The organism is Pseudomonas chlororaphis subsp. chlororaphis, assembly GCF_003945765.1.
Classification (GTDB): Bacteria; Pseudomonadota; Gammaproteobacteria; order Pseudomonadales; family Pseudomonadaceae; genus Aquipseudomonas; species Aquipseudomonas chlororaphis.
The window spans coordinates 671,100-692,980 of record NZ_CP027712.1; the positions used below are offsets into that span (position 1 = coordinate 671,100).

21 protein-coding genes are annotated in these 21,881 nt (G+C 63.2%); 12 read left to right on the forward strand and 9 right to left on the reverse strand.

Going from position 1 to position 21,881, the window contains the following annotated elements:
• The first annotated feature begins 47 nt into the window (after positions 1 to 47).
• From amaA to C4K27_RS02985, 8 genes are all read left to right on the forward strand, one after another.
• Positions 48 to 1,331, forward strand: a complete 1,284-nt coding sequence (gene amaA, locus C4K27_RS02945) for an L-pipecolate oxidase (protein ID WP_053259440.1) — start codon at positions 48 to 50, stop codon at positions 1,329 to 1,331.
• Between the two features lie 362 nt (positions 1,332 to 1,693).
• Complete coding sequence (locus C4K27_RS02950; protein WP_009046713.1) at positions 1,694 to 2,830, forward strand: branched-chain amino acid ABC transporter substrate-binding protein; 1,137 nt, start codon at positions 1,694 to 1,696, stop codon at positions 2,828 to 2,830.
• Between the two features lie 179 nt (positions 2,831 to 3,009).
• Positions 3,010 to 3,924, forward strand: coding sequence for an ABC transporter permease subunit (locus C4K27_RS02955; RefSeq protein WP_053259441.1), 915 nt, complete (start codon positions 3,010 to 3,012; stop codon positions 3,922 to 3,924).
• A gap of 2 nt (positions 3,925 to 3,926) precedes the next feature.
• Positions 3,927 to 5,222, forward strand: coding sequence for a high-affinity branched-chain amino acid ABC transporter permease LivM (gene livM / locus C4K27_RS02960; protein WP_053259442.1), 1,296 nt, complete (start codon positions 3,927 to 3,929; stop codon positions 5,220 to 5,222).
• Positions 5,219 to 6,094 carry an ATP-binding cassette domain-containing protein gene (locus C4K27_RS02965; protein WP_053259443.1) on the forward strand — a complete coding sequence of 292 codons (876 nt, stop codon included), beginning with the start codon at positions 5,219 to 5,221 and terminating at the stop codon, positions 6,092 to 6,094. Before livM ends, C4K27_RS02965 begins: the two co-directional genes overlap by 4 nt.
• Positions 6,091 to 6,810, forward strand: a complete 720-nt coding sequence (locus tag C4K27_RS02970) for an ABC transporter ATP-binding protein (protein ID WP_053259444.1) — start codon at positions 6,091 to 6,093, stop codon at positions 6,808 to 6,810. Before C4K27_RS02965 ends, C4K27_RS02970 begins: the two co-directional genes overlap by 4 nt.
• Positions 6,811 to 7,808: 998 nt before the next feature.
• On the forward strand, positions 7,809 to 8,576 hold the full coding sequence (locus tag C4K27_RS02980) for an SDR family oxidoreductase (RefSeq protein ID WP_016704113.1): 768 nt from the start codon (positions 7,809 to 7,811) through the stop codon (positions 8,574 to 8,576).
• Between the two features lie 256 nt (positions 8,577 to 8,832).
• Positions 8,833 to 9,738: a cation diffusion facilitator family transporter gene (locus C4K27_RS02985; protein ID WP_053259445.1), complete on the forward strand. Its 906-nt coding sequence runs from the start codon at positions 8,833 to 8,835 to the stop codon at positions 9,736 to 9,738.
• A 105-nt stretch (positions 9,739 to 9,843) separates the two neighbouring features.
• Here the strand turns inward: C4K27_RS02985 and C4K27_RS02990 are convergent, their stop codons facing one another.
• From C4K27_RS02990 to C4K27_RS03020, 7 genes are all read right to left on the reverse strand, one after another.
• Positions 9,844 to 10,977 carry an AGE family epimerase/isomerase gene (locus tag C4K27_RS02990; protein ID WP_053259446.1) on the reverse strand — a complete coding sequence of 378 codons (1,134 nt, stop codon included), beginning with the start codon at positions 10,975 to 10,977 and terminating at the stop codon, positions 9,844 to 9,846.
• A gap of 170 nt (positions 10,978 to 11,147) precedes the next feature.
• Positions 11,148 to 11,720 carry a HupE/UreJ family protein gene (locus C4K27_RS02995; protein WP_053259447.1) on the reverse strand — a complete coding sequence of 191 codons (573 nt, stop codon included), beginning with the start codon at positions 11,718 to 11,720 and terminating at the stop codon, positions 11,148 to 11,150.
• A gap of 37 nt (positions 11,721 to 11,757) precedes the next feature.
• Positions 11,758 to 12,372, reverse strand: a complete 615-nt coding sequence (ureG, locus tag C4K27_RS03000; RefSeq protein ID WP_007925234.1) for an urease accessory protein UreG — start codon at positions 12,370 to 12,372, stop codon at positions 11,758 to 11,760.
• A 195-nt stretch (positions 12,373 to 12,567) separates the two neighbouring features.
• The gene (locus tag C4K27_RS03005; protein ID WP_053259448.1) at positions 12,568 to 13,242 is read right to left on the reverse strand and encodes an urease accessory protein UreF; all 675 of its coding nucleotides are present in this window, start codon (positions 13,240 to 13,242) and stop codon (positions 12,568 to 12,570) included.
• The gene (gene ureE / locus C4K27_RS03010; protein WP_053259449.1) at positions 13,239 to 13,739 is read right to left on the reverse strand and encodes an urease accessory protein UreE; all 501 of its coding nucleotides are present in this window, start codon (positions 13,737 to 13,739) and stop codon (positions 13,239 to 13,241) included. Before ureE ends, C4K27_RS03005 begins: the two co-directional genes overlap by 4 nt.
• A 268-nt stretch (positions 13,740 to 14,007) precedes the next feature.
• On the reverse strand, positions 14,008 to 14,640 hold the full coding sequence (locus C4K27_RS03015; protein ID WP_009041936.1) for a TetR family transcriptional regulator: 633 nt from the start codon (positions 14,638 to 14,640) through the stop codon (positions 14,008 to 14,010).
• A 239-nt stretch (positions 14,641 to 14,879) separates the two neighbouring features.
• Complete coding sequence (locus tag C4K27_RS03020) at positions 14,880 to 15,260, reverse strand: hypothetical protein (protein ID WP_053259450.1); 381 nt, start codon at positions 15,258 to 15,260, stop codon at positions 14,880 to 14,882.
• A gap of 388 nt (positions 15,261 to 15,648) precedes the next feature.
• Between C4K27_RS03020 and C4K27_RS03025 the strand changes: the two genes are divergently transcribed.
• Positions 15,649 to 17,724: an AsmA family protein gene (locus C4K27_RS03025; RefSeq protein ID WP_053259451.1), complete on the forward strand. Its 2,076-nt coding sequence runs from the start codon at positions 15,649 to 15,651 to the stop codon at positions 17,722 to 17,724.
• Between the two features lie 121 nt (positions 17,725 to 17,845).
• On the opposite strand, the gene C4K27_RS03030 is transcribed toward C4K27_RS03025, so the two are convergent.
• Positions 17,846 to 18,757 carry a LysR substrate-binding domain-containing protein gene (locus tag C4K27_RS03030; protein ID WP_053259452.1) on the reverse strand — a complete coding sequence of 304 codons (912 nt, stop codon included), beginning with the start codon at positions 18,755 to 18,757 and terminating at the stop codon, positions 17,846 to 17,848.
• A 142-nt stretch (positions 18,758 to 18,899) separates the two neighbouring features.
• Here C4K27_RS03030 and C4K27_RS03035 point away from each other — a divergent pair, with 142 nt between their 5' ends.
• From C4K27_RS03035 to C4K27_RS03045, 3 genes are all read left to right on the forward strand, one after another.
• Positions 18,900 to 19,538, forward strand: a complete 639-nt coding sequence (locus tag C4K27_RS03035; protein WP_053259453.1) for an FMN-dependent NADH-azoreductase — start codon at positions 18,900 to 18,902, stop codon at positions 19,536 to 19,538.
• Positions 19,539 to 19,547: 9 nt separating this feature from the next.
• The gene (locus C4K27_RS03040; RefSeq protein ID WP_007932767.1) at positions 19,548 to 19,853 is read left to right on the forward strand and encodes a DMT family transporter; all 306 of its coding nucleotides are present in this window, start codon (positions 19,548 to 19,550) and stop codon (positions 19,851 to 19,853) included.
• Positions 19,854 to 19,990: 137 nt separating this feature from the next.
• Positions 19,991 to 20,881, forward strand: a complete 891-nt coding sequence (locus C4K27_RS03045; RefSeq protein ID WP_053259454.1) for an esterase/lipase family protein — start codon at positions 19,991 to 19,993, stop codon at positions 20,879 to 20,881.
• A gap of 37 nt (positions 20,882 to 20,918) precedes the next feature.
• Here the strand turns inward: C4K27_RS03045 and C4K27_RS03050 are convergent, their stop codons facing one another.
• The gene (locus tag C4K27_RS03050) at positions 20,919 to 21,806 is read right to left on the reverse strand and encodes a DMT family transporter (RefSeq protein WP_009041942.1); all 888 of its coding nucleotides are present in this window, start codon (positions 21,804 to 21,806) and stop codon (positions 20,919 to 20,921) included.
• Positions 21,807 to 21,881 lie beyond the last annotated feature (75 nt).

The following is a 21,881-nucleotide window of genomic DNA, read 5'->3' on the forward strand; positions in this document are numbered from 1 at the left end:
GAGGTGCTGGTTCATGGTCTGTGGTTCGTTGATTTCGGAGTCTGGCAATGCCGTTACGCGAAGAATGCCTGTGGGAAAAACTGACGCCGCAAAGGCCTGACAATGCCGCGCTCAAGGGCGAGGTCACGGTGGATGTCTGCGTGATCGGTGCGGGTTTTACCGGCCTGTCGGCCGCCGTGCACCTGCTGGAGCAGGGCAAAAGGGTTTGTGTACTGGAAGCCCACCGCACCGGTCACGGCGGTTCGGGACGCAACGTGGGGCTGGTGAACGCCGGGATGTGGATCCCGCCGGACGAGATCGAGGCCGGTTTCGGCGAGGCGGTCGGCAGCCAGCTCAACCGCATGCTGGGGGCGGCGCCGGCCCTGGTGTTCAGCCTGATCGACAAATACCGCATCGATTGCCAATTGCGCCGCGAGGGCACCCTGCACATGGCGCACAACGCCCGGGGCGAAGCCGACCTGCGCAGCCGGGAAGCCCAGTGGAAACGTCGGGGCGCGCCGGTCGAGCTGTTGACCGGCACGGCCTGTGAAACCGCCACCGGCACCAGGAAGATCGCCGCGGCCTTGCTCGATCGCCGGGCCGGCACGGTCAATCCGATGGCCTATGTCAGTGGCCTGGCCAAGGCCGCGGTCGACCTGGGTGGCCAGCTGTTCGACCATTCGCCGGTGACCCGTCTCGAACGCCAGGGCCAGCGCTGGTCGGTGCAGACTGCCCAGGGCTCGGTGCTGGCCGAGCAGGTGGTGATTGCCTCCAATGCTTACACCGAGGGCGACTGGACCGAATTGCGGCGTAATTTTTTCCCCGGTTACTACTATCAGGTTGCCTCCAGGCCGCTGGCCGAGGAAGCCGCGCAGCGGATCCTGCCGGGTGGCCAGGGTTCCTGGGATACCCGCCAGGTGCTCAGCAGCATTCGCCGGGACGCCGACGGCCGCCTGTTGCTGGGCAGCCTGGGCAATGGCAACCAGAAGCCGGCCTGGTTCCTCAAGGCCTGGGCCGACCGGGTACAGCAGCACTATTTCCCCTACCTGAAAACGGTGGAATGGGAGTGCACCTGGACCGGTTGCATCGCCTTTACCCCCGATCACCTGATGCGCCTGTTCGAGCCGGCGCCCGGTCTGGTGGCGGTCACCGGCTACAACGGCCGGGGTGTGACCACCGGCACCGTGGTCGGCAAGGCGTTCGCCGATTACCTGTGTAACGGAAATCCTCAGGCCTTGCCGATTCCCTTCGCTCCCATGCAGCCCCTGGCGGGCGTGGGCTTGCGCAGTTGCCTATACGAGGCCGGGTTCTCCCTGTATCACGCGGGCCAGTGCCTGCGCATCGTTATCTGACAGAGGAAATATGTTGCCGGGTGCGGCGCTTTTCGGCGCAGCGACTAGCCTGTAGTGGTGCGGGGCGTAGCAGTCCTGCACCAGTAGTGTGCAGTTCGGTTACGCAGGCTGTTACAGGCTGGTTGCACGTTGATTTGCGCCGCGGTTGCAATGATGGCGCAGGCGGGTTGCGCCTGATGTTTTGTAGGGTTTTACCTTCCGCGGTTTAGACGGTTGCACGCCCAATAAAAAAGGGCTCGAAACAGTCGAAATAACAATAAAAGAGCGACTTTTTTCAGAATAAAAAACCAATGGCACGGCCCTTGCTCTGAGCATTCGGTGAAGTCGCAGTGCCAACTAAAAAAACCTTGGAGCACCACCTCATGTCCCAGACGTTTTACAAGAAAGGCTTTCTGGCCCTCGCAGTGGCAGCTGCGTTGGGTGTTTCTGCGTTTGCTCAGGCCGACCTCAAGATCGGCGTAGCGGGTCCCATGACAGGCGCCAACGCGGCATTTGGCGAGCAGTACATGAAGGGTGCACAGGCAGCGGCTGACGAAATCAACGCCAAGGGCGGCGTCAACGGCGAGAAGATCGTCCTGGTCAAGGGCGACGACGCCTGCGAACCGAAACAGGCTGTGGCCGTAGCCAACCGCCTGGTCGACCAGGACAAGGTGATCGGCGTGGTCGGGCACTTCTGCTCCTCCAACACCATCCCCGCTTCCGAGGTGTACGACGAAGCTGGCGTGATCGCCATCACCCCGGGCTCCACCAACCCGCAGGTCACCGAACGTGGCCTCTCCGCCATGTTCCGCATGTGCGGGCGTGACGACCAGCAGGGCATCGTCGCCGGCGACTACATCGTCGACGTGCTCAAGGGCAAGAAAGTCGTGGTCCTGCACGACAAGGACACCTACGGCCAGGGCCTGGCGGACGCCACCAAGGCACAGCTGAGCAAGCGCGGCGTGACGCCGGTGCTGTACGAAGGCCTGACCCGTGGCGAAAAAGACTTCAGCGCCGTGGTCACCAAGATCCGCGCCGCCGGTGCCGATGTCGTCTACTTCGGCGGCCTGCACCCGGAAGCCGGCCCGCTGGTCCGCCAGCTGCGTGAACAGGGCCTGAAAGACGTCAAGTTCATGTCCGACGACGGTATCGTCACCGACGAACTGGTGACCACCGCTGGCGGCCCGCAGTACGTCGACGGTGTGTACATGACCTTCGGCGCCGACCCACGCCTGCTGCCGGACAGCAAGACCGTGGTTGACGCTTTCCGCAAGGCCGGCACCGAGCCAGAAGGCTACACACTGTATGCCTACGCGTCGGTCCAGGCCCTGGCTGCCGGCTTCAACGGCGCCAAATCCAACAAGGGCGAAGACGCCGCCAAGTGGCTCAAGGCCAACCCGGTGAAAACCGTGATGGGCGAGAAGACCTGGGACGCCAAGGGCGACCTGAAAGTCTCCGACTACGTGGTTTACCAGTGGGACAAGGACGGCAAATACCACCAGCTGGAAAAACAGAAGTGACATGAGCGTCTGGGCAGGCCGGCCCATCCTCCAGGGGAGGGCGAAGGCCTGCCGCATGCGTGTCCGTGCAGTACCTGTCTTTTCTCGTAGAGCTGCACAACTGTCGTGTTGCGCGGGTGGTTGAACCCCAGGCCGTCGTATCCGCTGTGTGCAGTCTCTCAAATGCGTGAGATTGCGTTATGGATGGTATTTTCCTGCAGCAACTGATCAATGGACTGACCCTCGGGTCTGTCTATGGTCTGATCGCCATCGGCTACACAATGGTCTATGGCATCATTGGCATGATCAACTTCGCCCACGGCGAGGTTTACATGATTTCCGCTTACCTCGCGGCAATCAGTCTGGCTCTGCTGGCCTACTTCGGCATCGAATCCTTCCCGCTACTCATTCTCGGAACCCTGGTCTTCACCGTCGTCGTGACGGGGATCTATGGCTGGGTCATCGAGCGCGTCGCCTACAAACCCCTGCGTAACTCCACCCGCCTGGCGCCGCTGATCAGTGCCATCGGGATCTCGCTGATCCTGCAGAACTACGCGCAGATCAGCCAGGGCGCCAAGCAACAAGGTGTACCGACGCTGCTGGCCGGCGCCTGGAAGGTCGATATCGGCACCGGTTTCGTCCAGCTCACCTACACCAAGATCTTCATCCTGGTGGCGGCATTCGCCGGCATGGCGTTGCTCACCTACATCATCAAGTACACCAAGCTCGGCCGCATGTGCCGTGCCACCCAGCAAGACCGCAAGATGGCCTCGATCCTCGGGATCAACACCGATCGGGTGATTTCCTACGTGTTCATCATCGGCGCCGCCATGGCTGCGCTGGCGGGCGTACTGATCACCATGAACTACGGCACGTTCGACTTCTATGCCGGCTTCGTCATCGGCATCAAGGCGTTCACCGCGGCGGTACTCGGCGGTATCGGTTCGCTGCCGGGCGCGATGCTCGGCGGGATCATCCTCGGGATCTCCGAGTCGCTGTTCTCCGGTCTGATCAACTCCGACTACAAAGACGTGTTCAGTTTCTCGCTGCTGGTGCTGATTCTGATCTTCCGTCCCCAAGGCCTGCTGGGTCGCCCACTCGTGGCGAAGGTATAAGTATGTCTGCTGCCAATAAACCGATTGATATCAAAAAGAGCGTCATCGACGCCGTGCTCGCCGGGCTGATCTCGCTGATCGTGTTCGGTCCTATCGTGGGTGTGGTACTCGAGGGCTACAGCTTCAACCTGCAACCGGCCCGCGTCGGCTGGCTGGTGGCGATCGTGATGATCGGCCGCTTCGCCTTGAGCCTGTTCCTGCAGACGCCCAAGGGGCTGAAGATCCTCCAGGGTTTCGAGAGCACCGGCTCCGGCGTGCATGTGCGGGCGCCGGACTACAAGTCGCGGCTGCGCTGGATCATCCCGGCGCTGATCGTGATCGCCATCGTCTTCCCGTTCTTTGCCAACAAGTACCTGCTGACCGTGGTCATCCTCGGCCTGATCTACGTGCTGCTCGGCCTCGGGCTGAACATCGTGGTCGGCCTGGCCGGGCTGCTCGACCTGGGGTACGTGGCGTTCTACGCCATCGGTGCCTACGGCCTGGCGCTGGGTTACCAGTACCTGGGCCTGGGCTTCTGGACCGTGCTGCCCCTGGCGGCCCTCGCCGCAGCGCTGGCGGGGTGCATACTCGGCTTCCCGGTGTTGCGCATGCACGGTGACTACCTGGCCATCGTGACCCTGGGCTTCGGCGAGATCATCCGCCTGATCCTCAACAACTGGCTGTCCTTCACCGGCGGCCCGAACGGCATGCCAGTGCCGTCGCCGACCATCTTCGGCCTGGAGTTCGGACGGCGGGCGAAGGATGGCGGGGTGCCGTTCCATGAGTTCTTCGGCCTGGAATACAACCCCAACCTGAAGTTCCTGTTCATCTACATCGTGCTGTTCATCGTGGTGCTGCTGGTGCTCTACATTAAGCACCGGCTGACCCGCATGCCGGTTGGCCGGGCCTGGGAAGCCTTGCGCGAAGACGAGATCGCCTGCCGCGCCATGGGCCTGAACCATGTGCTGGTGAAACTCTCGGCCTTCACCATCGGTGCTTCCACCGCCGGCTTGGCCGGGGTGTTCTTCGCCAGCTACCAGGGCTTCGTGAATCCCTCGTCCTTCACCTTCTTCGAGTCGGCGCTGATCCTGGCCATCGTGGTCCTGGGCGGCATGGGTTCGACCGTGGGAGTGGTGATCGCGGCGTTCGTGCTCACCGTGGCGCCGGAGCTGCTGCGCAGCTTCTCCGAGTACCGGGTGCTGCTGTTCGGCATTCTCATGGTGTTAATGATGATCTGGCGGCCACGAGGCCTGATTCGTATCAGCCGCACCGGCGTGACCCCGCGCAAGGGTGCCCTGACCGAGAGGAGCGCATCATGAGCGATGAAGTGATCCTGAAGGTCGAGAACCTGATGATGCACTTCGGTGGCATCAAGGCCCTGAGCGACGTCAGCCTGGAGGTCAAGCGCAACTCCATCTTCGCCCTGATCGGCCCCAACGGCGCCGGCAAGACCACGGTGTTCAACTGCCTGACCGGTTTCTACAAGGCCACGGGCGGGCATATCGCCCTCAATACCCGGGGTACGCCGACCAATGTCATCAAGCTGCTGGGCGAGCCGTTTCGTGCGACCGACTTCGTGTCGCCCAAGCGCTTTGCCAGCCGGCTGTTCTACAAGATGTTCGGCGGTACCCACCTGGTGAACCGGGCGGGCCTGGCGCGGACCTTCCAGAACATTCGCCTGTTCAGGGAAATGTCGGTGCTGGAGAACCTGCTGGTGGCCCAGCACATGTGGGTCAACCGCAACCTGCTGTCCGGCATCCTCAATACCAAGGGTTACCAGAAGGCTGAAAGCGACGCCCTGGACCACGCCTTCTACTGGCTGGAGGTGGTGGACCTGGTGGACTGCGCCAACCGCCTGGCCGGCGAGTTGTCCTACGGCCAGCAACGCCGCCTGGAAATCGCCCGCGCCATGTGCACCCGGCCGCAGATCATCTGCCTCGACGAACCGGCCGCCGGCCTCAACCCCCAGGAAACCGAAGCGCTCAGCGCGATGATCCGGCTGCTGCGCGACGAGCACGACCTGACCGTGGTGCTGATCGAACATGACATGGGCATGGTGATGAGTATTTCCGACCATATCGTGGTGCTCGACCACGGCAACGTGATCGCCGAGGGCGGGCCCGAAGCGATCCGCAACGACCCGAAAGTGATTGCCGCCTACCTGGGTGCGGACGAAGAGGAACTGGTATGACGACTGTGCCTATCCTTGAACTCAAGGACCTGGACGTGTACTACGGGCCGATCCAGGCCCTGAAGAAAGTTTCGCTGCACATCAACGAAGGTGAAACCGTGAGCCTGATCGGCTCCAACGGTGCCGGCAAGTCCACGCTGCTGATGTCGATTTTCGGCCAACCGCGGGCCGAGTCCGGGCAGATCATCTACCGCGGTGTGGACATCACCCACAAGTCCTCGCACTACATCGCCTCCAACGGCATCGCCCAGTCGCCGGAGGGGCGCCGGGTGTTTCCGGACATGACGGTGGAAGAGAACCTGCTGATGGGCACCATCCCCATCGGCGACAAGTACGCCAGCGAAGACATGCAGCGCATGTTCGAACTGTTCCCGCGGCTCAAGGAGCGTCGGACCCAGCGGGCCATGACCATGTCCGGCGGCGAGCAGCAGATGCTCGCCATCGCCCGCGCGCTGATGAGCCGTCCCAAGCTGCTGTTGCTGGACGAACCGAGCCTGGGGCTGGCGCCGATCGTGGTGAAGCAGATCTTCGCCACCCTGCGCGACCTGGCCTCCACCGGCATGACCATCTTCCTGGTCGAGCAGAACGCCAACCACGCGTTGAAGCTGTCGGACCGCGCCTATGTGATGGTCAACGGCGAGATCCGCCTGAGCGGCACCGGCCAGGAACTGCTGGTCAACGAGGAGGTGCGTAACGCGTATCTGGGCGGTCACTGAGCCTGAGTGCCGTGGATAAGACATGCCCCGCCGGTTCGCGCCGCCGGGGCATTTTTTATCCACATCCCGATGGTGCCTCGCTCCCGTAGGAGCAGCCGGTCGATGCTCGATTGCTTGCGATCAGCTCATCGCGGGCAAGCCTCGCTCCTACAGGAGCAAGCGGCGGTGGATGACCTTGTCCACAGCAGAAAACGTAAATTGTGGAAAACATTCTGCGCAAGCTGGCAAAGCGCGGCATAAAGACGCTGCAAATAGTTGTTTTGCCACGGTTTTGACTTGTCCCCGTTTGCTGTGGAACTGGCTGTGGGTAACGTGGGAGTAGCTGGCTGGACGCCTTGAATGGCGTGGCCTGCAGGCTGGTGGTCGTTTTTTGATCAGGCGTTTTTGCCTGACCATTAGCGGCCGTTGTCAACCTTTTTATTGTCGCAGGCAAAGGGCGAAAATACCCTGGACAAGCCTGTGGGTAAGTCTGTGACTAAACTCTGGAAAGACTCGCCGAGGCAGCGTCGTTACTGGCTTGAAGCCATCCCTTGCCTGACCGTTCGGTCGCCTGTATCGGCCGGGGCTGCATGGAGGCCATGCCCAGGTCAAGCAAAAAACTTTCTAAAACCGCCTGCAGCCCCTGTGGATAGCGGCTTGCGGACTTTTGCACTTGCCCCCAAAGACTGTGGAGCGTCCTGTGGATAAGGTGCGTGCATGTGGCTGCGGGCCACGATTTGCCTGGCTTGGCGGTGGTTGGTTGTTTTTTGTACAGTTGCGTCTCTGTAGCCGCTGCCGAAGGCTGCGATAAGGCCCGGAGGGCCTTTCAACGATCTTGAAGAGCACGCCCTCTTCGAACGGAATGCCGCCCAGACCGATCGCAGCCTTCGGCAGCGGCTACAGGGGAGGCTGATAGCCTGGCTCGCACAACCTCCGGTTGCCGCTGCGATTCAGGCCGGGCATGCTGCGAAACGATTTTTCATTTCCACGGCGGTTCGACGCCCAGCAAGGAGAACACCATGACTTCCACCCTGTTTATTACCGGCGCGACCTCCGGTTTTGGCGAAGCCTGTGCCCGTCGTTTTGCCGAGGCCGGCTGGTCGCTGGTGCTGACCGGTCGCCGCGAAGAGCGTCTCAACGCCCTGTGCGCCGAGCTGTCGAAGCAGACCGAGGTACATGGCCTGGTGCTCGATGTGCGGGACCGCAAGGCCATGGAAGAAGCGATCGCCAACCTGCCGCCGTCCTTCGCCAAGCTGCGCGGGCTGATCAACAACGCCGGCCTGGCCCTGGGGGTCGATCCGGCGCCCAAGTGCGACCTGGACGACTGGGACACTATGGTCGACACCAACATCAAGGGGCTGATGTACAGCACCCGCCTGCTGCTGCCACGGCTGATCGCCCATGGCCGCGGCGCCGGCATCGTCAACCTCGGCTCCATCGCCGGTAACTACCCGTATCCGGGCAGCCACGTGTATGGCGCGAGCAAGGCGTTCGTCAAACAGTTCTCCCTGAACCTGCGTTGCGACCTGCAAGGCACCGGTGTGCGGGTGACCAACATCGAGCCGGGCCTGTGCGAAAGCGAGTTCTCCCTGGTGCGCTTCAAAGGCGACCAGGAGCGCTACGACGCCACCTACGCCGGTGCCGAGCCGATCCAGCCGCAGGACATCGCCGACACCATCTTCTGGGTGCTCAACACCCCGGCCCACGTCAATATCAACAGCCTGGAACTGATGCCGGTGAGCCAGACCTGGGCCGGCTTCGCCATTGAGCGCAATGCCAAGGGCTGAATGCTCCGCCTGTAGCCGCTGCCGTAGGCTGCGATGGTCCGGGCCACGTTGGCCGCAGGACCTTCAGCGATCTTGAGTCCTGCGACCGGTTCCCGGTCGATCGCAGCCCGCGGCAGCGGCTACACTCCGCGTGCCGATGCGTTTGGCAACACAGCCGTTCAGGCCTGAATCAGCCCGCACAAGGTAGACTCCCGCTCCGCAACCCACCGCAGCCTTGCATCAAGGCCGCGAATTCAAAGGTTCTCGAGGAGGAAATGTGAGTAACCGAGGTGAGCAGGTACTGCTCAAACAATCGACCATCCTGATGTTCGCCGTGGCGATCGCCGCTATCGTCACGGGTTTTTTTTCCGGTTCCCAATCGATTCTGTTCGATGGTTTTTTTTCGCTGATCGCGACCGTCATCAAGGTCCTGATGCTGATCACCGCCAAGCTGATCGCCAAGGAAAGTAACCAGCGCTTTCAGTTCGGCTTCTGGCACCTGGAACCGATGGTGCTGCTGATCGAAGGCAGCTTTTTGTTGCTGATTGCGATCTACGCCTTTCTCAGCGGTATGTTCGGCATCATCAACGGTGGCCGCGAGATCGAACTGGGCCTGGTGATCCCTTTTGCGATGGTGCTTAGCGTCGTCTGCTTCGCCTATTTCTTCTACGTCCGTTATCGCAATCGCACGTTGAAATCCTCGTTGATCCAGTTCGACAACGTCAGCTGGCTGGTGGACGCGATGCTCTCGGTCGGCTTGCTGGTGAGCTTTCTCATCGCGTTGCTGCTCAAGACCCAGGGTTATGGCCAGTGGGCCGCTTACGTCGACCCGTCAATCCTGATCCTGCTGGCCCTGAGCATGCTCGCGCCGGCCTTCAATATTCTCAAGCCAGCGTTACGCGATGTACTGGGAATTGTCCCGGACCAACTGGATGACAAGGTTCGCCAAGTGATGGACGAGGCGAAAGTCGAGCACGGCTTTGCCGACTACGTCTCGTATGTGCAGAAGCACGGACGGGCGCGGTTCATCGAGATTCACATCGTGCTGCCGCAGGACTATCCATTGCAGGGCGTGGCGACGCTGGACAAGCTGCGCGAGGAGATATCCACACAGCTCGGCAAGGCGGATGCGGCGCGCTGGCTGACCATCAGCTTTACCGGCGATCGCAAGTGGATTGCCTGAGGCCTTGCTGAGCGCAGGCGCGCAATCGCGAGCAAGCTTCGCTCCTACACAGGCATGCCCGTTTTTCTGTAGGAGCGAAGCTTGCTCGCGATAGCGATGTAAAGATCAGCCGAAGTATTCAGTCAGGCCGAGATAACAGGTCGCCAGGTGATAAGGCGTGGTCGACGGCATGTCCCGGCGGCTGAGTACGCCATGGGCGTCCAGGCATTCGTTCCAGCCCTTGGCATGCAGGAAGTGTTGTTGCAGCGCCAGCAATTGGTGTTGCAGGCGTTCGGCGCTGTCCTGGCGCAAGGTCAGGGCGCGCAGGTATTCAGCCTGGGCCCAGATGCGTTGGGTGGGGTCGAGCACATCGCCATCGATGCTCAGCATCCCGCTCACCGCGCCGCTGGAGTTATCCACACCAACCTGCTCGGCATAGGCGAAGGCCCGCTCCAGCGAGGCGTGCAGCGGGCAGCCACGCAGCAAGGCCGAGGATTGCAGCAGGAAGAACCATTCGAACTGGTGCCCCGGCTCGAACCAGTTATCCACAGCCCCCAGCGGTTTCTCCATCATCAGCCCATGCCGTGGCTCGATGAAGCGCTGCTGCATGGCTGTGCACAGGGCTTGCAGCGCGCTTTGCACGGCGGCGTCGTCACGCACGGCCAGGGTGGCGAGGAAGGCCTCGGCCAGGTGCATCAGCGGGTTCTGCAAGGGACCGGAGGCCAGGGACGACCAGTCCTCGGCGAGGACCGCTTCGTACAAGCCATCGCCGCTGGCAAAACGTTCGGCCACCACTTTCAGCGCGGCATTGAGCACCGATTCCACCAGCGGCTCGCGGACCTTGGCCCAGTAATGGGCGCAGGCAAAGACGATGAAGGCGTGGGTGTAGAGGTCCTTGCGCCTGTCCAGCGGCGCGCCCTGGGCATCGATGCTGTAGAACCAGCCACCGTGTTCGGCGTCGTGGAAGTGCCGTTGCAGGGAACGGAACAGCGCCGCGGCGCGCTCTTCGGCAAGCGGCGTACGGCCATCGCCGATCAGGCTGGAAAACAGGTACAGCTGCCGGGCGCAGGCCATGGCCCGATAACGCTGAGGTGGCAGCGGGGCATGCTCGGCGTCCAGCGCCTCGAAGGGCAGCGCCAGTTCCGGATTCCAGCCCGGCCCCTGCCAGAGCGGCACGATCACGCTGTGGAAATGCTGTTGCACGGCCGTAAACAGGGCGGTCGATTCAGACGGGGAAGTGGGGCTGGAAACATCGGGCATTGGCTGGCGTCGTCACGGCAGGGTGGAATGCGCGACATGGTAGCAGAGAAGGCCCTGGGGATCGTGGTTGGGCCGGAGCCCTTAATCGCGAGCAAGCTCGTTCCTACAGTGGCGGCGTTGTTCCTGTAGGAGCGAGCTTGCTCGCGAAAAAAAGCCTCAAACGACGCGCATCAGCCGGCCAGCAACCACACGCCAGTCGCAGCGGACGCCGCGCCCGCCAGGCGCACCAGCGGCGCAGCGGCCTGTGGCAGGAGCCGGACCACGGCATAACCGGCCGCGTGCAGTGCCGCGGTGGCGGCGACAAAGCCTGCGGCATAGGTCCAGGGGCTGGACATGTCCGGCAGTTCCAGGCCGTGGGCCACGCCGTGGAACAGGGCGAACAGCGCGGTGGCGGCCACCGCCAGGCTCAACGGCGGACGCACCGCCAGGGCCACGGCCAGGCCGAGGGCCAGGACCGAGGCGGCGATCCCGCTTTCCAGGGCCGGCAGGTTCAGCCCTGCAAAACCCAGCACACCGCCGATCAGCATGGTGCCGACGAAGGTGCAGGGCAGTGCCCAGCGCGCCGCGCCTTGCTGCTGCGCGGCCCACAGGCCGACCGCAACCATCGCCAGCAAGTGGTCCAGGCCACCGATCGGGTGGCTGATACCGGCCATCAGGCCGTTGTCGCCGTGGCCCGGGTGGGCGAAGGCCAAAGCTGGAGTCAGCAGCAGGGCGAGGGTGCCGAGAATGCGTTTGAGTGTCATGGACAGGCTTCCTTGTTGAGCTTTTTGAAAAGAGCGATCAGGCCGCGATCAGCAGTCCCTGGCGTTCGATAAAGGCGATGATTTCCTCCAGGCCCTGGCCGGTCTTCTGATTGCTGAAGACGAACGGCTTGCCACCGCGCATGCGCTGGGTATCGCCGTCCATCATCTCCAGCGAAGCGCCGACCAGGGGCGCCAGGTCGATCTTGTTGATCACCAGCAGGTCGGACTTGCAGATGCCCGGGCCGCCCTTGCGCGGCAGCTTGTCGCCCGCCGACACGTCGATCACGTAGATGGTCAGGTCGGACAGCTCGGGGCTGAAGGTCGCCGACAGGTTGTCGCCGCCGGACTCCACCAGAATCAGGTCGAGGCCGGGAAAACGCCGGTTCAGCTGATCCACCGCTTCGAGGTTGATCGAGGCGTCTTCGCGAATCGCCGTGTGCGGGCAGCCGCCGGTTTCCACGCCGATGATGCGCTCGGGCGCCAGGGCCTGGTTGCGCACCAGGAAGTCGGCGTCTTCGCGGGTGTAGATATCGTTGGTCACCACCGCCAGGTTGTAGCGTTCGCGCAGGGCCAGGCACAGGGCCAGGGTCAGGGCGGTCTTGCCGGAGCCCACCGGGCCGCCGATGCCGACGCGCAGAGGTTGTGCGTTCATGTGACTCTCCACAATAAAAGGCACCCAAGTAAAAGGCGCCAAACTAAAAGGACCTAGGCTCTGTACGAAAAGTGGCTGCGCTCGGCCATGCTGCGTTAAAAACAGGCTCGGAATGCTCATTTAGGCCCCTAAACTCCGCTTCCTCGCCTGTTTTTGCCTTGCCTGACCTTCGCTCGCCGACTTTTCGTACAGACCCTAGGAACGGAACAGGCGGCTGTACTGGCGCTCATGGGCCATGCACGCCAGGGACAGGCCGAAGGCGGCGCTGCCGTAATGTTCGGGGTCGAGGTTCGAGGCATTGCGCTGGGCCTCTTGCAGCAACGGCAACAGTTCGCTGGTCAGGCGCTGAGCAGCCTGCTGGCCCAGGGGCAGGGTTTTCATCAGCACCGCCAGCTGGTTTTCCAGCCAGCTCCACAGCCAGGCGGCCAGGGCGTCCTGCGGGCTGATCCGCCAGGCCCGCGCGGCCAGGGCCCAGCCCAGGGCCAGGTGCGGCTCGGCGATCTGCGCGAGAAAGTTGCGGGCCGGCGGATCCAGCTCCGGCAGGCCGTTCAGCAGCTGTTGCAGGGAATAGCCCATTTGCCGGCTTTCCTGGTGCAGCTCGCGGGTTTCGCGGCTGGCGCGATGTTCCTGGCACAGCTGCAGCAATTGCGCCCAGTCCTCGTCCGCGGCCGCCTGACAATGGGCCAGCAACAGCGGTGCTTCGAAGCGCGCCAGGTTGAGCAGCAACTGGTCGCCGATCCAGCGTCGGGCGCTGTGCGGGTCGTTGACCGCGGCCTGTTCCACGGCCATTTCCAGGCCCTGGGAATAGCTGTAGCCGCCAATCGGCAGTTGTGGGCTGGCCAGGCGCAGCAGGGCCCAGGCCGGGTTCATGGGCGCATGCCAAACTGGTGCAGCCGCGGCGCGTAGTTGAAGTCCTCGTCGCCGTGGCGGGAATGATGATGGCCGCCGCCGTAGGCGCCGTGTTCCGGCTGGAACGGCGCCTCGATGGTTTCGGTATTGGCGCCGAGCTGTTCGAGCATGGCCTTGAGCACATAGTCGTCGAGCAGGCGCAGCCAGCCATCGCCGACTTGCAGGGCGACGTGGCGGTTGCCCAGGTGGTAGGCGGCGCGGGTCAGTTCGAAGGCATTGCGGCAGGTGACATGCAACAGGGTTTCCGGGCGCGCACAGACCCGCACGATCCGGCCATCTTCGGCTTGCAGGCATTCGCCGTCGTGCAGCGGGGGCTGGCCACGCTCCAGAAACAGCCCGGCGTCTTCGCCGTCGGCACTAAAACAGCGCAAGCGGCTTTTGCTGCGGGCTTCGAAGGTCAGGTGCAACTCGGCGGACCAGTCGGGTTGCGGCGCGATTCTGCGATGAATCACCAGCATTGGAAGGCTTCCAGCTATGAGCGATGCAGGGTGTAGAGCAAGTGCCTTGCCAATCGCCCGGTCTGATCGGAAACGGGTGGAAAGCGCCTGAAAATGGGGCAGGCTTCTGTTTTATTTTGTTACAAATTCAGGGTGTGCGCTGATTTATAGCACTGACTTGGTGCGTTGTGCTGTTTTTTGATGCGCGGCGAAGCGCCGCTCTGGCGCGAGCCATGGCGGGCAGATGAGGCGGTGGAGGAGGGTGTGCGGTTGAGCGCAGCGGCGGGGGTTATTCGGTGCTGCCCAGCCCTTGCCAATGCTTGAGGCCGATAAAGATGAAACGCAGCTGCTGGGTGATTTTCGCCTGGGGCGTGAGGTGCTCGGGCAGGGCTTGCGCAGGCGGATCGATGATATCCGGCAAGGTGGCGAACACGCTTTTGACGATCAGGTCGGCCATCACCGTCAGGTCGGCGATGTTCAGGTGTTGCAGCTTGGGCATCAGGGTCAGGTCGGCCGCCAGGTCGGCGCTGATGTTTTCCCGCAGGCTGGCGATCGCCTGGCGCACCGGCAGCGAACCGCCGTACTGCTCGCGGGCGAGGAACAGGAACTGCGAGCGGTTGGCTGCCACTACATCGAGGAAGATCCGCACCGAGGCATCGATGATGCCGCCCATGACAAATTCGTTATGGCGCACCAGGCGGATGGTTTCGCGGAAGGTCTGGCCGACTTCGCTGACCAGTACCAGGCCGAGTTGGTCCATATCGTCGAAATGCCGGTAGAAACCGGTCGGCACTATGCCGGCGGTTTTCGCCACTTCGCGCAGGCTCAGGCTGCCGAATCCGCGGCCGCATTCCATCAGGTGGCGGGCAGCGTCCATCAAAGCGTTGCGAGTCTGTTGTTTCTGTTCGGCGCGGGGCAGCATCGGCGGGCTGGTTTTCTGATCAAGAGAACGGCGCACTCTAGCAAATCAACTTTGCCGGCGTCGAACCTGGTGGGGGCGGTAGGCTGAAGGCGGGACCTGGATCGGAGCGGTGGACGCAGAAAAAAAACGGCGCGGCTCAGGAAAAAACAAAGCCCGATCCAGGGACCGGGCTTTTCTGTAGAGGCATCATAGGCTTGACTCACAGCTGGGTTGCGTTAGGCCAAACGGTCGTTGCCGTCTTAAACCAGACCTTTCTCTTCCAGGCGATCACGGCCGCCTTCGGCTACAGCCTGGCCCAGGGGAGTGCGATCGAAGCCGTCTTCAGCCAGGGTCTGGCCTTGTGGGGTACGGTCGCCGCCATCGGAAGCCAGGGTTTGGCCTTGTGGAGTGCGGTCGCTGCCGTCAGAGGCCAGGGTCTGACCTTGTGGGGTACGGTCGCTACCGTCGGACGCCAGGGTCTGACCTTGTGGGGTGCGGTCGCTGCCATCGGAAGCCAGGGTCTGGGTGAATACCGAGGTGCTGGCCTTGACTTGTGGGGTAGCCTGTTCAGCGGCTGGCAGGGCGAAAGCGTTGGCTGCCAGGATCGAGAGGGTCAGGCTAAGCAGTAATTGGCGTTTCATGATGGGTTGCTCCTTGGGAGGGCGATAAAGTGGGTACGGAGCCAATGTTACGCGCGCAAAATCGATATAAAAGTTCATAAAGACAATGGTAATAATCAACAGAATTGATTGTTCTGCCCGAGGGCTCTAGAACGGGCGTTTCCGAAGAAGGGTTTTGCACCGGGGTGGGTATTTTCGACCCATCTGCGCCTCGCAAAAGTGCGGCGGCGGTAACGCCAAGCTGGCGCTTCGGTCAGGAAAATCCGTGCTTTTGTGTCTGATTCGCGGCTTTGGGTTAAACCTGCGGGCCGTTTGTCAGTCCTAGTTTTCATGACCGGTGGATTTCAACCCCGGCAGTTCACAGGGGCGTCGTTATCCCGGCGTCCTTCAGTAGTCAGGAGCCCTGTGCATGACGCGCACTCGTAAAATTCTCGCCTGGACAGTCGGTAGCCTTTTCCTGCTGCTGGTCGTGCTGGTACTGATCATCGCGTTCTTCGATTGGAACCGGATCAAGCCGCCACTCAATGCCAAAGTCTCCGAAGAACTGCATCGCCCCTTCGCCATCAACGGCAACCTGGCGGTGATCTGGCAGCGCGAGCCCGACGAAGGCGGCTGGCGGGCCTGGGTGCCGTGGCCGCACGTGGTGGCCGAGGACCTGACCCTGGGCAACCCCGACTGGTCCAAGGCGCCGCAGATGGTCAGCCTCAAGCGCGTCGAGTTGCGTATTTCGCCCCTGGCATTGCTGGCGCAGCGCGTGCGCATTCCGCGTATCGACCTCACCGAGCCGAACGCCGCCCTCGAGCGCCTGGCCGACGGCCGCGCCAACTGGACTTTCCAGTTCGACCCGAAAGACCCGAATGCCGAGCCCTCCAACTGGGTGATGGACATCGGCGCCATCGGCTTCGACAAAGGCCATGTCACCCTCAACGACCAAAGCCTGAAAACCCGCCTCGACCTGCTGGTCGACCCGTTGGGCAAGCCGATTCCGTTCAGTGACATCGTCGGCGACAAGGCGGCGAAGAAAGCCGAAGAGAAAGGCGCAGCTCCCCAGTCCTATGCCTTTGCCTTCAAGGCCAAGGGGCAATATCACGGCCAGGCCCTGGCCGGTTCCGGCAAGATCGGCGGCTTGCTGGCGCTGCAGGACGCGAGCAAGCCGTTCCCGCTGCAGGTCCAGGCAACGATCGGCGATACCCGCGTCGAACTGGCCGGCACCCTGACCGACCCGCTCAACCTCGGCGCCCTGGATCTGCGCATGAAGCTCGCCGGCACCAGCCTGGGCAACCTGTACCCGCTGACTGGCGTGACCCTGCCGGACTCGCCGGCCTATGCCACCGATGGCCACCTGAGCGCGCAGTTGCGCGACCCGGCCGGGGCGAAGTTCCAGTACCAGGATTTCAACGGCAAGATCGGCGACAGCGACATCCACGGCAACCTGACTTACGTCGCCAGCCAGCCTCGGCCCAAACTGACCGGCGCGCTGGTGTCCAATCAGTTGCTGTTCAGCGACCTGGCGCCGCTGATCGGCGCCGACTCCAACGCCGAGCAGAAGGCCCGGGGCGGCGACAGCAAGCAGCCGGCGGACAAGGTGTTGCCGGTGGAAGAGTTCCGCACCGAGCGCTGGCGCGACATGGACGCCGATGTCGAGTTCACCGGCAAGCGCATCGTCCATAGCGCCGACTTGCCCTTCACCGACCTGTACACCCACCTGGTGCTCGACGACGGGCGCCTGAGCCTGGAGCCGCTGCGTTTCGGCGTGGCCGGCGGCAAGCTGGATGCGCAGATTCGCCTCAACGGCCAGGCCACGCCGCTGGAAGGCCGGGCCAAGCTGACCGCGCGCAACTTCAAGCTCAAGCAGCTGTTCCCGACCTTCGAGCCGATGAAAACCAGCTTCGGCGAACTCAATGGCGATGCCGATATCGCCGGGCGCGGCAATTCGGTGGCGGCCTTGCTCGGCAGTGCCAATGGCGAGCTGAAGATGCTGATCAACGACGGCGCCATCAGCCGCAGCCTGATGGAGATCGCCGGGCTCAACGTCGGCAACTATGTGATCGGCAAGATGTTTGGCGACAAGGAAGTGAAGATCAATTGCGCCGCCGCCGACTTCGGCATCAAGACCGGCCTGGCCACCAGCCGCCTGTTCGTGTTCGACACCGAGAACGCGATCGTCTACATCGACGGCACCGCGAACATGGCCAGCGAGCAACTGGACTTGACCATCACTCCGGAATCCAAGGGCCTGCGCCTGTTCTCCCTGCGCTCGCCGCTCTATGTGCAAGGCAAGTTCATCAAGCCGGAGGCCGGGGTCAAGGCCGTGCCGCTGATGTTGCGCGGCGCCGGCATGGTGGCGCTGGGGGTGATCGCCGGGCCGGCGGCCGGGTTGCTGGCGCTGGTGGCACCGAGCGGCGGCGAGCCGAACCAGTGCGCGCCGCTACTCGAGCAGATGCGTTCGGGCAAGGCGCCGGTGGCGGTCAAGCCGACGCGTTAAGTTCACGCGCCTTTCGCGTCTGTAGGAGCGAAGCTTGCTCGCGAAGAATCCGACGCGGTGTATCTGCATAACCGCGGCGCGTCTTTCGCGGGCAAGCCTCGCGCCTACCCGTTCAAGGGCATTAGCCGGCGGCGAGCATCGGATGCCCGGCTGCCTGGGCCTCTTCGCGCAACCATTGGAAAAACGCCCGCACCGGCGGATGCCGTTCGCGCCCGGGTACGCACAAGGCGCTGTAGCCCGCGCCGTCGACATGGATCTCCGGGCGATACGGCAGCAACAGGCCGCTGGCCACGCTTTCCGACACCAGGATATTGCTGGCCAGCACCAGGCCCTGGCCGGCAATGGCCGCCTGCAGGGCGTAGTGTTCCTCGTCGTATTCGCGAATCACCGGGCGGCCCTGCATCCAGCTTTCCTGTGCCTTGTCGCACCAGGCCTCCCAGCCGTGGGCGTAGAGCTTGGAGTTGTGCCAGCGCACGCTGATCAGCGTCGGCGTCTGTTGGCGAGCCAGGGTTACCTGCTCCGGCGAGCCGTAGACCGCGAAGCACTCGTCGAACAGGCACAGCCCATAGAGATTCGGGTAGTCGTCCAGGCTGTAGCGGATCACCAGGTCGACACTCGCATCCTGTTGCAGGTCGATGACCTCGCAATTGGTGTCCAGGCGCAGGTTGATGTTCGGGTGCCGGGCATAAAAACGCCCCAGGCGCGGCACCAGCCACAGCGCGGCGAAGGCCGGCGTGGTGGAGATCATCAGGTTTGCGCCGCTGCGTTGCGGGCGCAGGCTGTCGACGCTCTGCGCCACTTCCAGCAAGGCGCCGTGCAGGCTGTGGAACAGCCGTTCGCCGCATTCGGTCAGGCGCACCTGGCGCGGCAGGCGCTGGAACAGCGGCACGCCCAGCCAGCTTTCCAGGGAGCGGATCTGGTGGGAAATCGCCGTGGGCGTAACCGACAGTTCCTCGGCGGCGGCCTTGAAACTCAGGAGCCGGGACGCCGATTCGAAGGCGCGCAGGGCGGTCAGCGGCAGGTTGGCAAACATACTGGGTCACCTTATGGATGAAATGGATTCATCCTGATCAACTATTGCTCATTTGTTCCATAGGGCCTGCATCAATAGCTTTATTCCTCGCCCAGGAAGGCTTTTACGGTCTTCCAGAATGATCCAGGATGAGGAATGACAGATGAGCAGAATTCTAGCAGTACATGGCAGCCCCCGTGGTGAACGTTCCCATTCACGGCGGCTGACGGAGCGCTTTCTCCAGGCCTGGCTCAAGGCCCATCCCCAGGGCCGGTTGACCCGCCGGGAAGTCGGTCGCGCTTCGCTGCCCCACGTCAGCGAAGCCTTCGTCGCCGCGGCGTTTTATCCCGAACCCCAGGCGCGGCCCTTGTCGATGCAGGCCGACCTGGCCCTGAGTGACGAGTTGGTGACGGAGTTGCTGGAACATGAACTGCTGGTGATCTCGGCGCCGATGTACAACTTCAGCGTGCCCAGCGGCCTCAAGGCCTGGGTCGACCAGATCGTGCGCCTGGGCCTGACCTTCAATACCGTCCAGGACAACGGTGTCGCCCAGTACGAGCCGCTGGTGCGGGGCAAGAAAGCGCTGATCGTCACCAGCCGCGGCGGCTTCGGCTTCGGCCCGGGCGGCGAACTGGAGGCCATGAACCATGCCGATCCATGGTTGCGCACCGCGCTGGGCTTTATCGGTATCGACGACGTCACGGTGGTCGCGGCCGAAGGCGAGGAATCGGCCGAGCGCACGTTCCAGGTGTCCTGCGCCGAAGCCGAGCAGCGCCTGCTGGCACTGGCGCGAACCTTCTGAGGAGGCGACATGGCCTGGCTGTTCTTGCTGATCGCCGCCGCCTTCGAGGTCACCTTCGCCATGGGCATGAAGTACGCCGAGGGGTTCACCCGGTTGTGGCCGTCGCTGCTGACGGTGGTGGCCGCGCTGGGCGGCATCTACTTCCTGACCCTGGCGATGCGTGAACTGCCGGTGAGCATCGCCTACCCGATCTGGACCGCCATCGGCTCCCTGGGCACGGTGTTCCTCGGTTTCGCCTTGCTGGGGGAGAGCCTGACGCTGGTCAAGCTGCTGTCGGTGGGGCTGATCGTGGCCGGGGTGGTGGGGCTGAAGTAGAAGGGGATGGATCCCGGGGAATGTCATACAGTGGTCGTGAAGCTGTCATCTTGGCTGTCGATGCTCTTGGCTGCTGTCCTGCATCCAGCCTTGGGCGCCGCGGTCCCTGATACAAGTCCGATCACAAGGATGTTCCCATGTCCCAAGAGCTTGCCACGCGTTACCCGCTGGTCCTGGTCCCCGGCATGCTGGGGTTTATCCGGCTGGTGCTGTACTCCTACTGGTTCGGCATCGAGTCGGCGTTGCGCCGCGGCGGGGCCACGGTGATTGCCGTGCAGGTCTCGCCGCTGCACTCCACTGAGGTGCGCGGCGAGCAACTGCTGGCACGGATCGAGGAGATCCGCCGCGAAACCGGCGCGGACAAGGTCAACCTGATCGGTCACAGCCAGGGCTCGCTCACCGCCCGCTATGCCGCGGCCAAACGGCCGGACTGGGTGGCCTCGGTGACCTCGGTGGCCGGGCCCAATCATGGCTCCGAACTGGCCGACTACATCGAGCGCCACCATTCCATCGACACCCTGCGCGGGCGTGTGCTGAGTTTTATCCTGCGGGTGATTGCCGTGCTGATGAGCTGGCTCGACACCGGCTATCGCGGGCCGAAGCTGCCGGCGGATATCCATGCCTCGCACCGCTCGCTGACCAGCGAGGGCGTGGCGCTGTTCAACCGCCAGTATCCCCAGGGCCTGCCGGACACCTGGGGCGGGCAGGGGCCGGAAGAAGTCAACGGGGTGCGCTACTACTCCTGGTCCGGCACCTTGCAGCCGGGCAAGACCAATCGCGGGCGCAACCTGTTCGACGGCACCAACCGCACCTGCCGGCTGTTCGCCAGGACCTTTGTCCGCGAGGCCGGGCAGTGCGATGGCATGGTCGGCCGCTACAGCTCGCACCTGGGCACGGTGATTGGCGACGATTACCCCCTGGACCACTTCGATATCGTCAACCAGTCGCTGGGGCTGGTGGGCAAGGGCGCCGAGCCGATCCGGCTGTTCGTCGAGCATGCGCAGCGGTTGAAGGCAGCGGGGGTGTAGCCAGAGAGGGATGTGGCGGTCTTGAGATGACGATCTGTCAGGCGACGCTGGCCTTGCGCCCCAGCGCGGTGGTCCAGCGTTCCGACAGAATCACCCCGCCCAGGGTCAGCACCCCACCCACCAGGTGATACAGCGCCAGCTGTTCATGCAGCACCACGGCGGCAATCAGCGCGGTGATCAGCGGCAGCAGGTTGAAGAACAGCGTGGTGCGGCTCGGTCCCAGGCGTACCACCGCCTGCATCCACGCCAGCGGCGCGAGCATCGAGGCCAGCAGGCAGGCATAGAGCACCAGGGGAATGTTGTGCAGGGTCAGGCCGGTTTTCGGCGAGGCCAAAAACAGCGGAAACAGCACCACCACGGCCACCAGCACCTGCAGGTACAGCAGCACCAGCGGCGGCAGGCGCAGCTGCCATTTTTTCAGCAGGGTGCTGTAGATCGCGTAGGCCAGGGTGGCGATCAGCATCATCGCGTCGCCCAGGTTCACCCCCTGTTCCAGCAGCACGTCGAGGCTGCCGGACGACACCACCACCAGCACCCCGGCAAACGACAACACGGCACCGGCCAGGGCGCCGGCCGTCAGGCGCTGGCCGAGGCTGGCGATGGCCATGGCCAGCGACATCAGCGGCATCAGCGAGAGGATGATGCCCATGTTGGTGGCCGAGGTCAGGGTCGCGGCGAAGTAGGCCAGGCTCTGATACACCGCCATGCCCAGCACGCCGAGGATGAAGATCTTGCCCAGGTTCGGGCGGATCACCGCCCAATGGGCGACCACTGCCTTGAGCATGAAGGGCGTGAACAACAGGCCGGCCAGCAGCCAGCGATAGAAACCGATCTCCGCGGGGAAGATCGCCCCGACCGCCAGTTTGTTGATGACGGTATTGCCGGCCCAGATAAAGACGGCCAGTAACGGATAAGCGTATTGCATGAGGAAAACCAGAACGTTGATGAAGGGTGATTATCCCTCTGTCTGGATCCAGGCCTATACTTCGATCCAGACAAC

What these genes read in the sequence shown, in the direction of transcription:
- amaA (WP_053259440.1), top strand. Translation starts at nt 48, where the DNA reads ATGCCGTTACGCGAAGAATGCCTGTGGGAAAAACTGACGCCGCAAAGG.
- C4K27_RS02950 (WP_009046713.1), top strand. Translation starts at nt 1,694, where the DNA reads ATGTCCCAGACGTTTTACAAGAAAGGCTTTCTGGCCCTCGCAGTGGCA.
- C4K27_RS02955 (WP_053259441.1), top strand. Translation starts at nt 3,010, where the DNA reads ATGGATGGTATTTTCCTGCAGCAACTGATCAATGGACTGACCCTCGGG.
- livM (WP_053259442.1), top strand. Translation starts at nt 3,927, where the DNA reads ATGTCTGCTGCCAATAAACCGATTGATATCAAAAAGAGCGTCATCGAC.
- C4K27_RS02965 (WP_053259443.1), top strand. Translation starts at nt 5,219, where the DNA reads ATGAGCGATGAAGTGATCCTGAAGGTCGAGAACCTGATGATGCACTTC.
- C4K27_RS02970 (WP_053259444.1), top strand. Translation starts at nt 6,091, where the DNA reads ATGACGACTGTGCCTATCCTTGAACTCAAGGACCTGGACGTGTACTAC.
- C4K27_RS02980 (WP_016704113.1), top strand. Translation starts at nt 7,809, where the DNA reads ATGACTTCCACCCTGTTTATTACCGGCGCGACCTCCGGTTTTGGCGAA.
- C4K27_RS02990 (WP_053259446.1), bottom strand. Translation starts at nt 10,977, where the DNA reads ATGCCCGATGTTTCCAGCCCCACTTCCCCGTCTGAATCGACCGCCCTG.
- C4K27_RS02995 (WP_053259447.1), bottom strand. Translation starts at nt 11,720, where the DNA reads ATGACACTCAAACGCATTCTCGGCACCCTCGCCCTGCTGCTGACTCCA.
- ureG (WP_007925234.1), bottom strand. Translation starts at nt 12,372, where the DNA reads ATGAACGCACAACCTCTGCGCGTCGGCATCGGCGGCCCGGTGGGCTCC.
- C4K27_RS03005 (WP_053259448.1), bottom strand. Translation starts at nt 13,242, where the DNA reads ATGAACCCGGCCTGGGCCCTGCTGCGCCTGGCCAGCCCACAACTGCCG.
- ureE (WP_053259449.1), bottom strand. Translation starts at nt 13,739, where the DNA reads ATGCTGGTGATTCATCGCAGAATCGCGCCGCAACCCGACTGGTCCGCC.
- C4K27_RS03015 (WP_009041936.1), bottom strand. Translation starts at nt 14,640, where the DNA reads ATGCTGCCCCGCGCCGAACAGAAACAACAGACTCGCAACGCTTTGATG.
- C4K27_RS03020 (WP_053259450.1), bottom strand. Translation starts at nt 15,260, where the DNA reads ATGAAACGCCAATTACTGCTTAGCCTGACCCTCTCGATCCTGGCAGCC.
- C4K27_RS03025 (WP_053259451.1), top strand. Translation starts at nt 15,649, where the DNA reads ATGACGCGCACTCGTAAAATTCTCGCCTGGACAGTCGGTAGCCTTTTC.
- C4K27_RS03030 (WP_053259452.1), bottom strand. Translation starts at nt 18,757, where the DNA reads ATGTTTGCCAACCTGCCGCTGACCGCCCTGCGCGCCTTCGAATCGGCG.
- C4K27_RS03035 (WP_053259453.1), top strand. Translation starts at nt 18,900, where the DNA reads ATGAGCAGAATTCTAGCAGTACATGGCAGCCCCCGTGGTGAACGTTCC.
- C4K27_RS03040 (WP_007932767.1), top strand. Translation starts at nt 19,548, where the DNA reads ATGGCCTGGCTGTTCTTGCTGATCGCCGCCGCCTTCGAGGTCACCTTC.
- C4K27_RS03045 (WP_053259454.1), top strand. Translation starts at nt 19,991, where the DNA reads ATGTCCCAAGAGCTTGCCACGCGTTACCCGCTGGTCCTGGTCCCCGGC.
- C4K27_RS03050 (WP_009041942.1), bottom strand. Translation starts at nt 21,806, where the DNA reads ATGCAATACGCTTATCCGTTACTGGCCGTCTTTATCTGGGCCGGCAAT.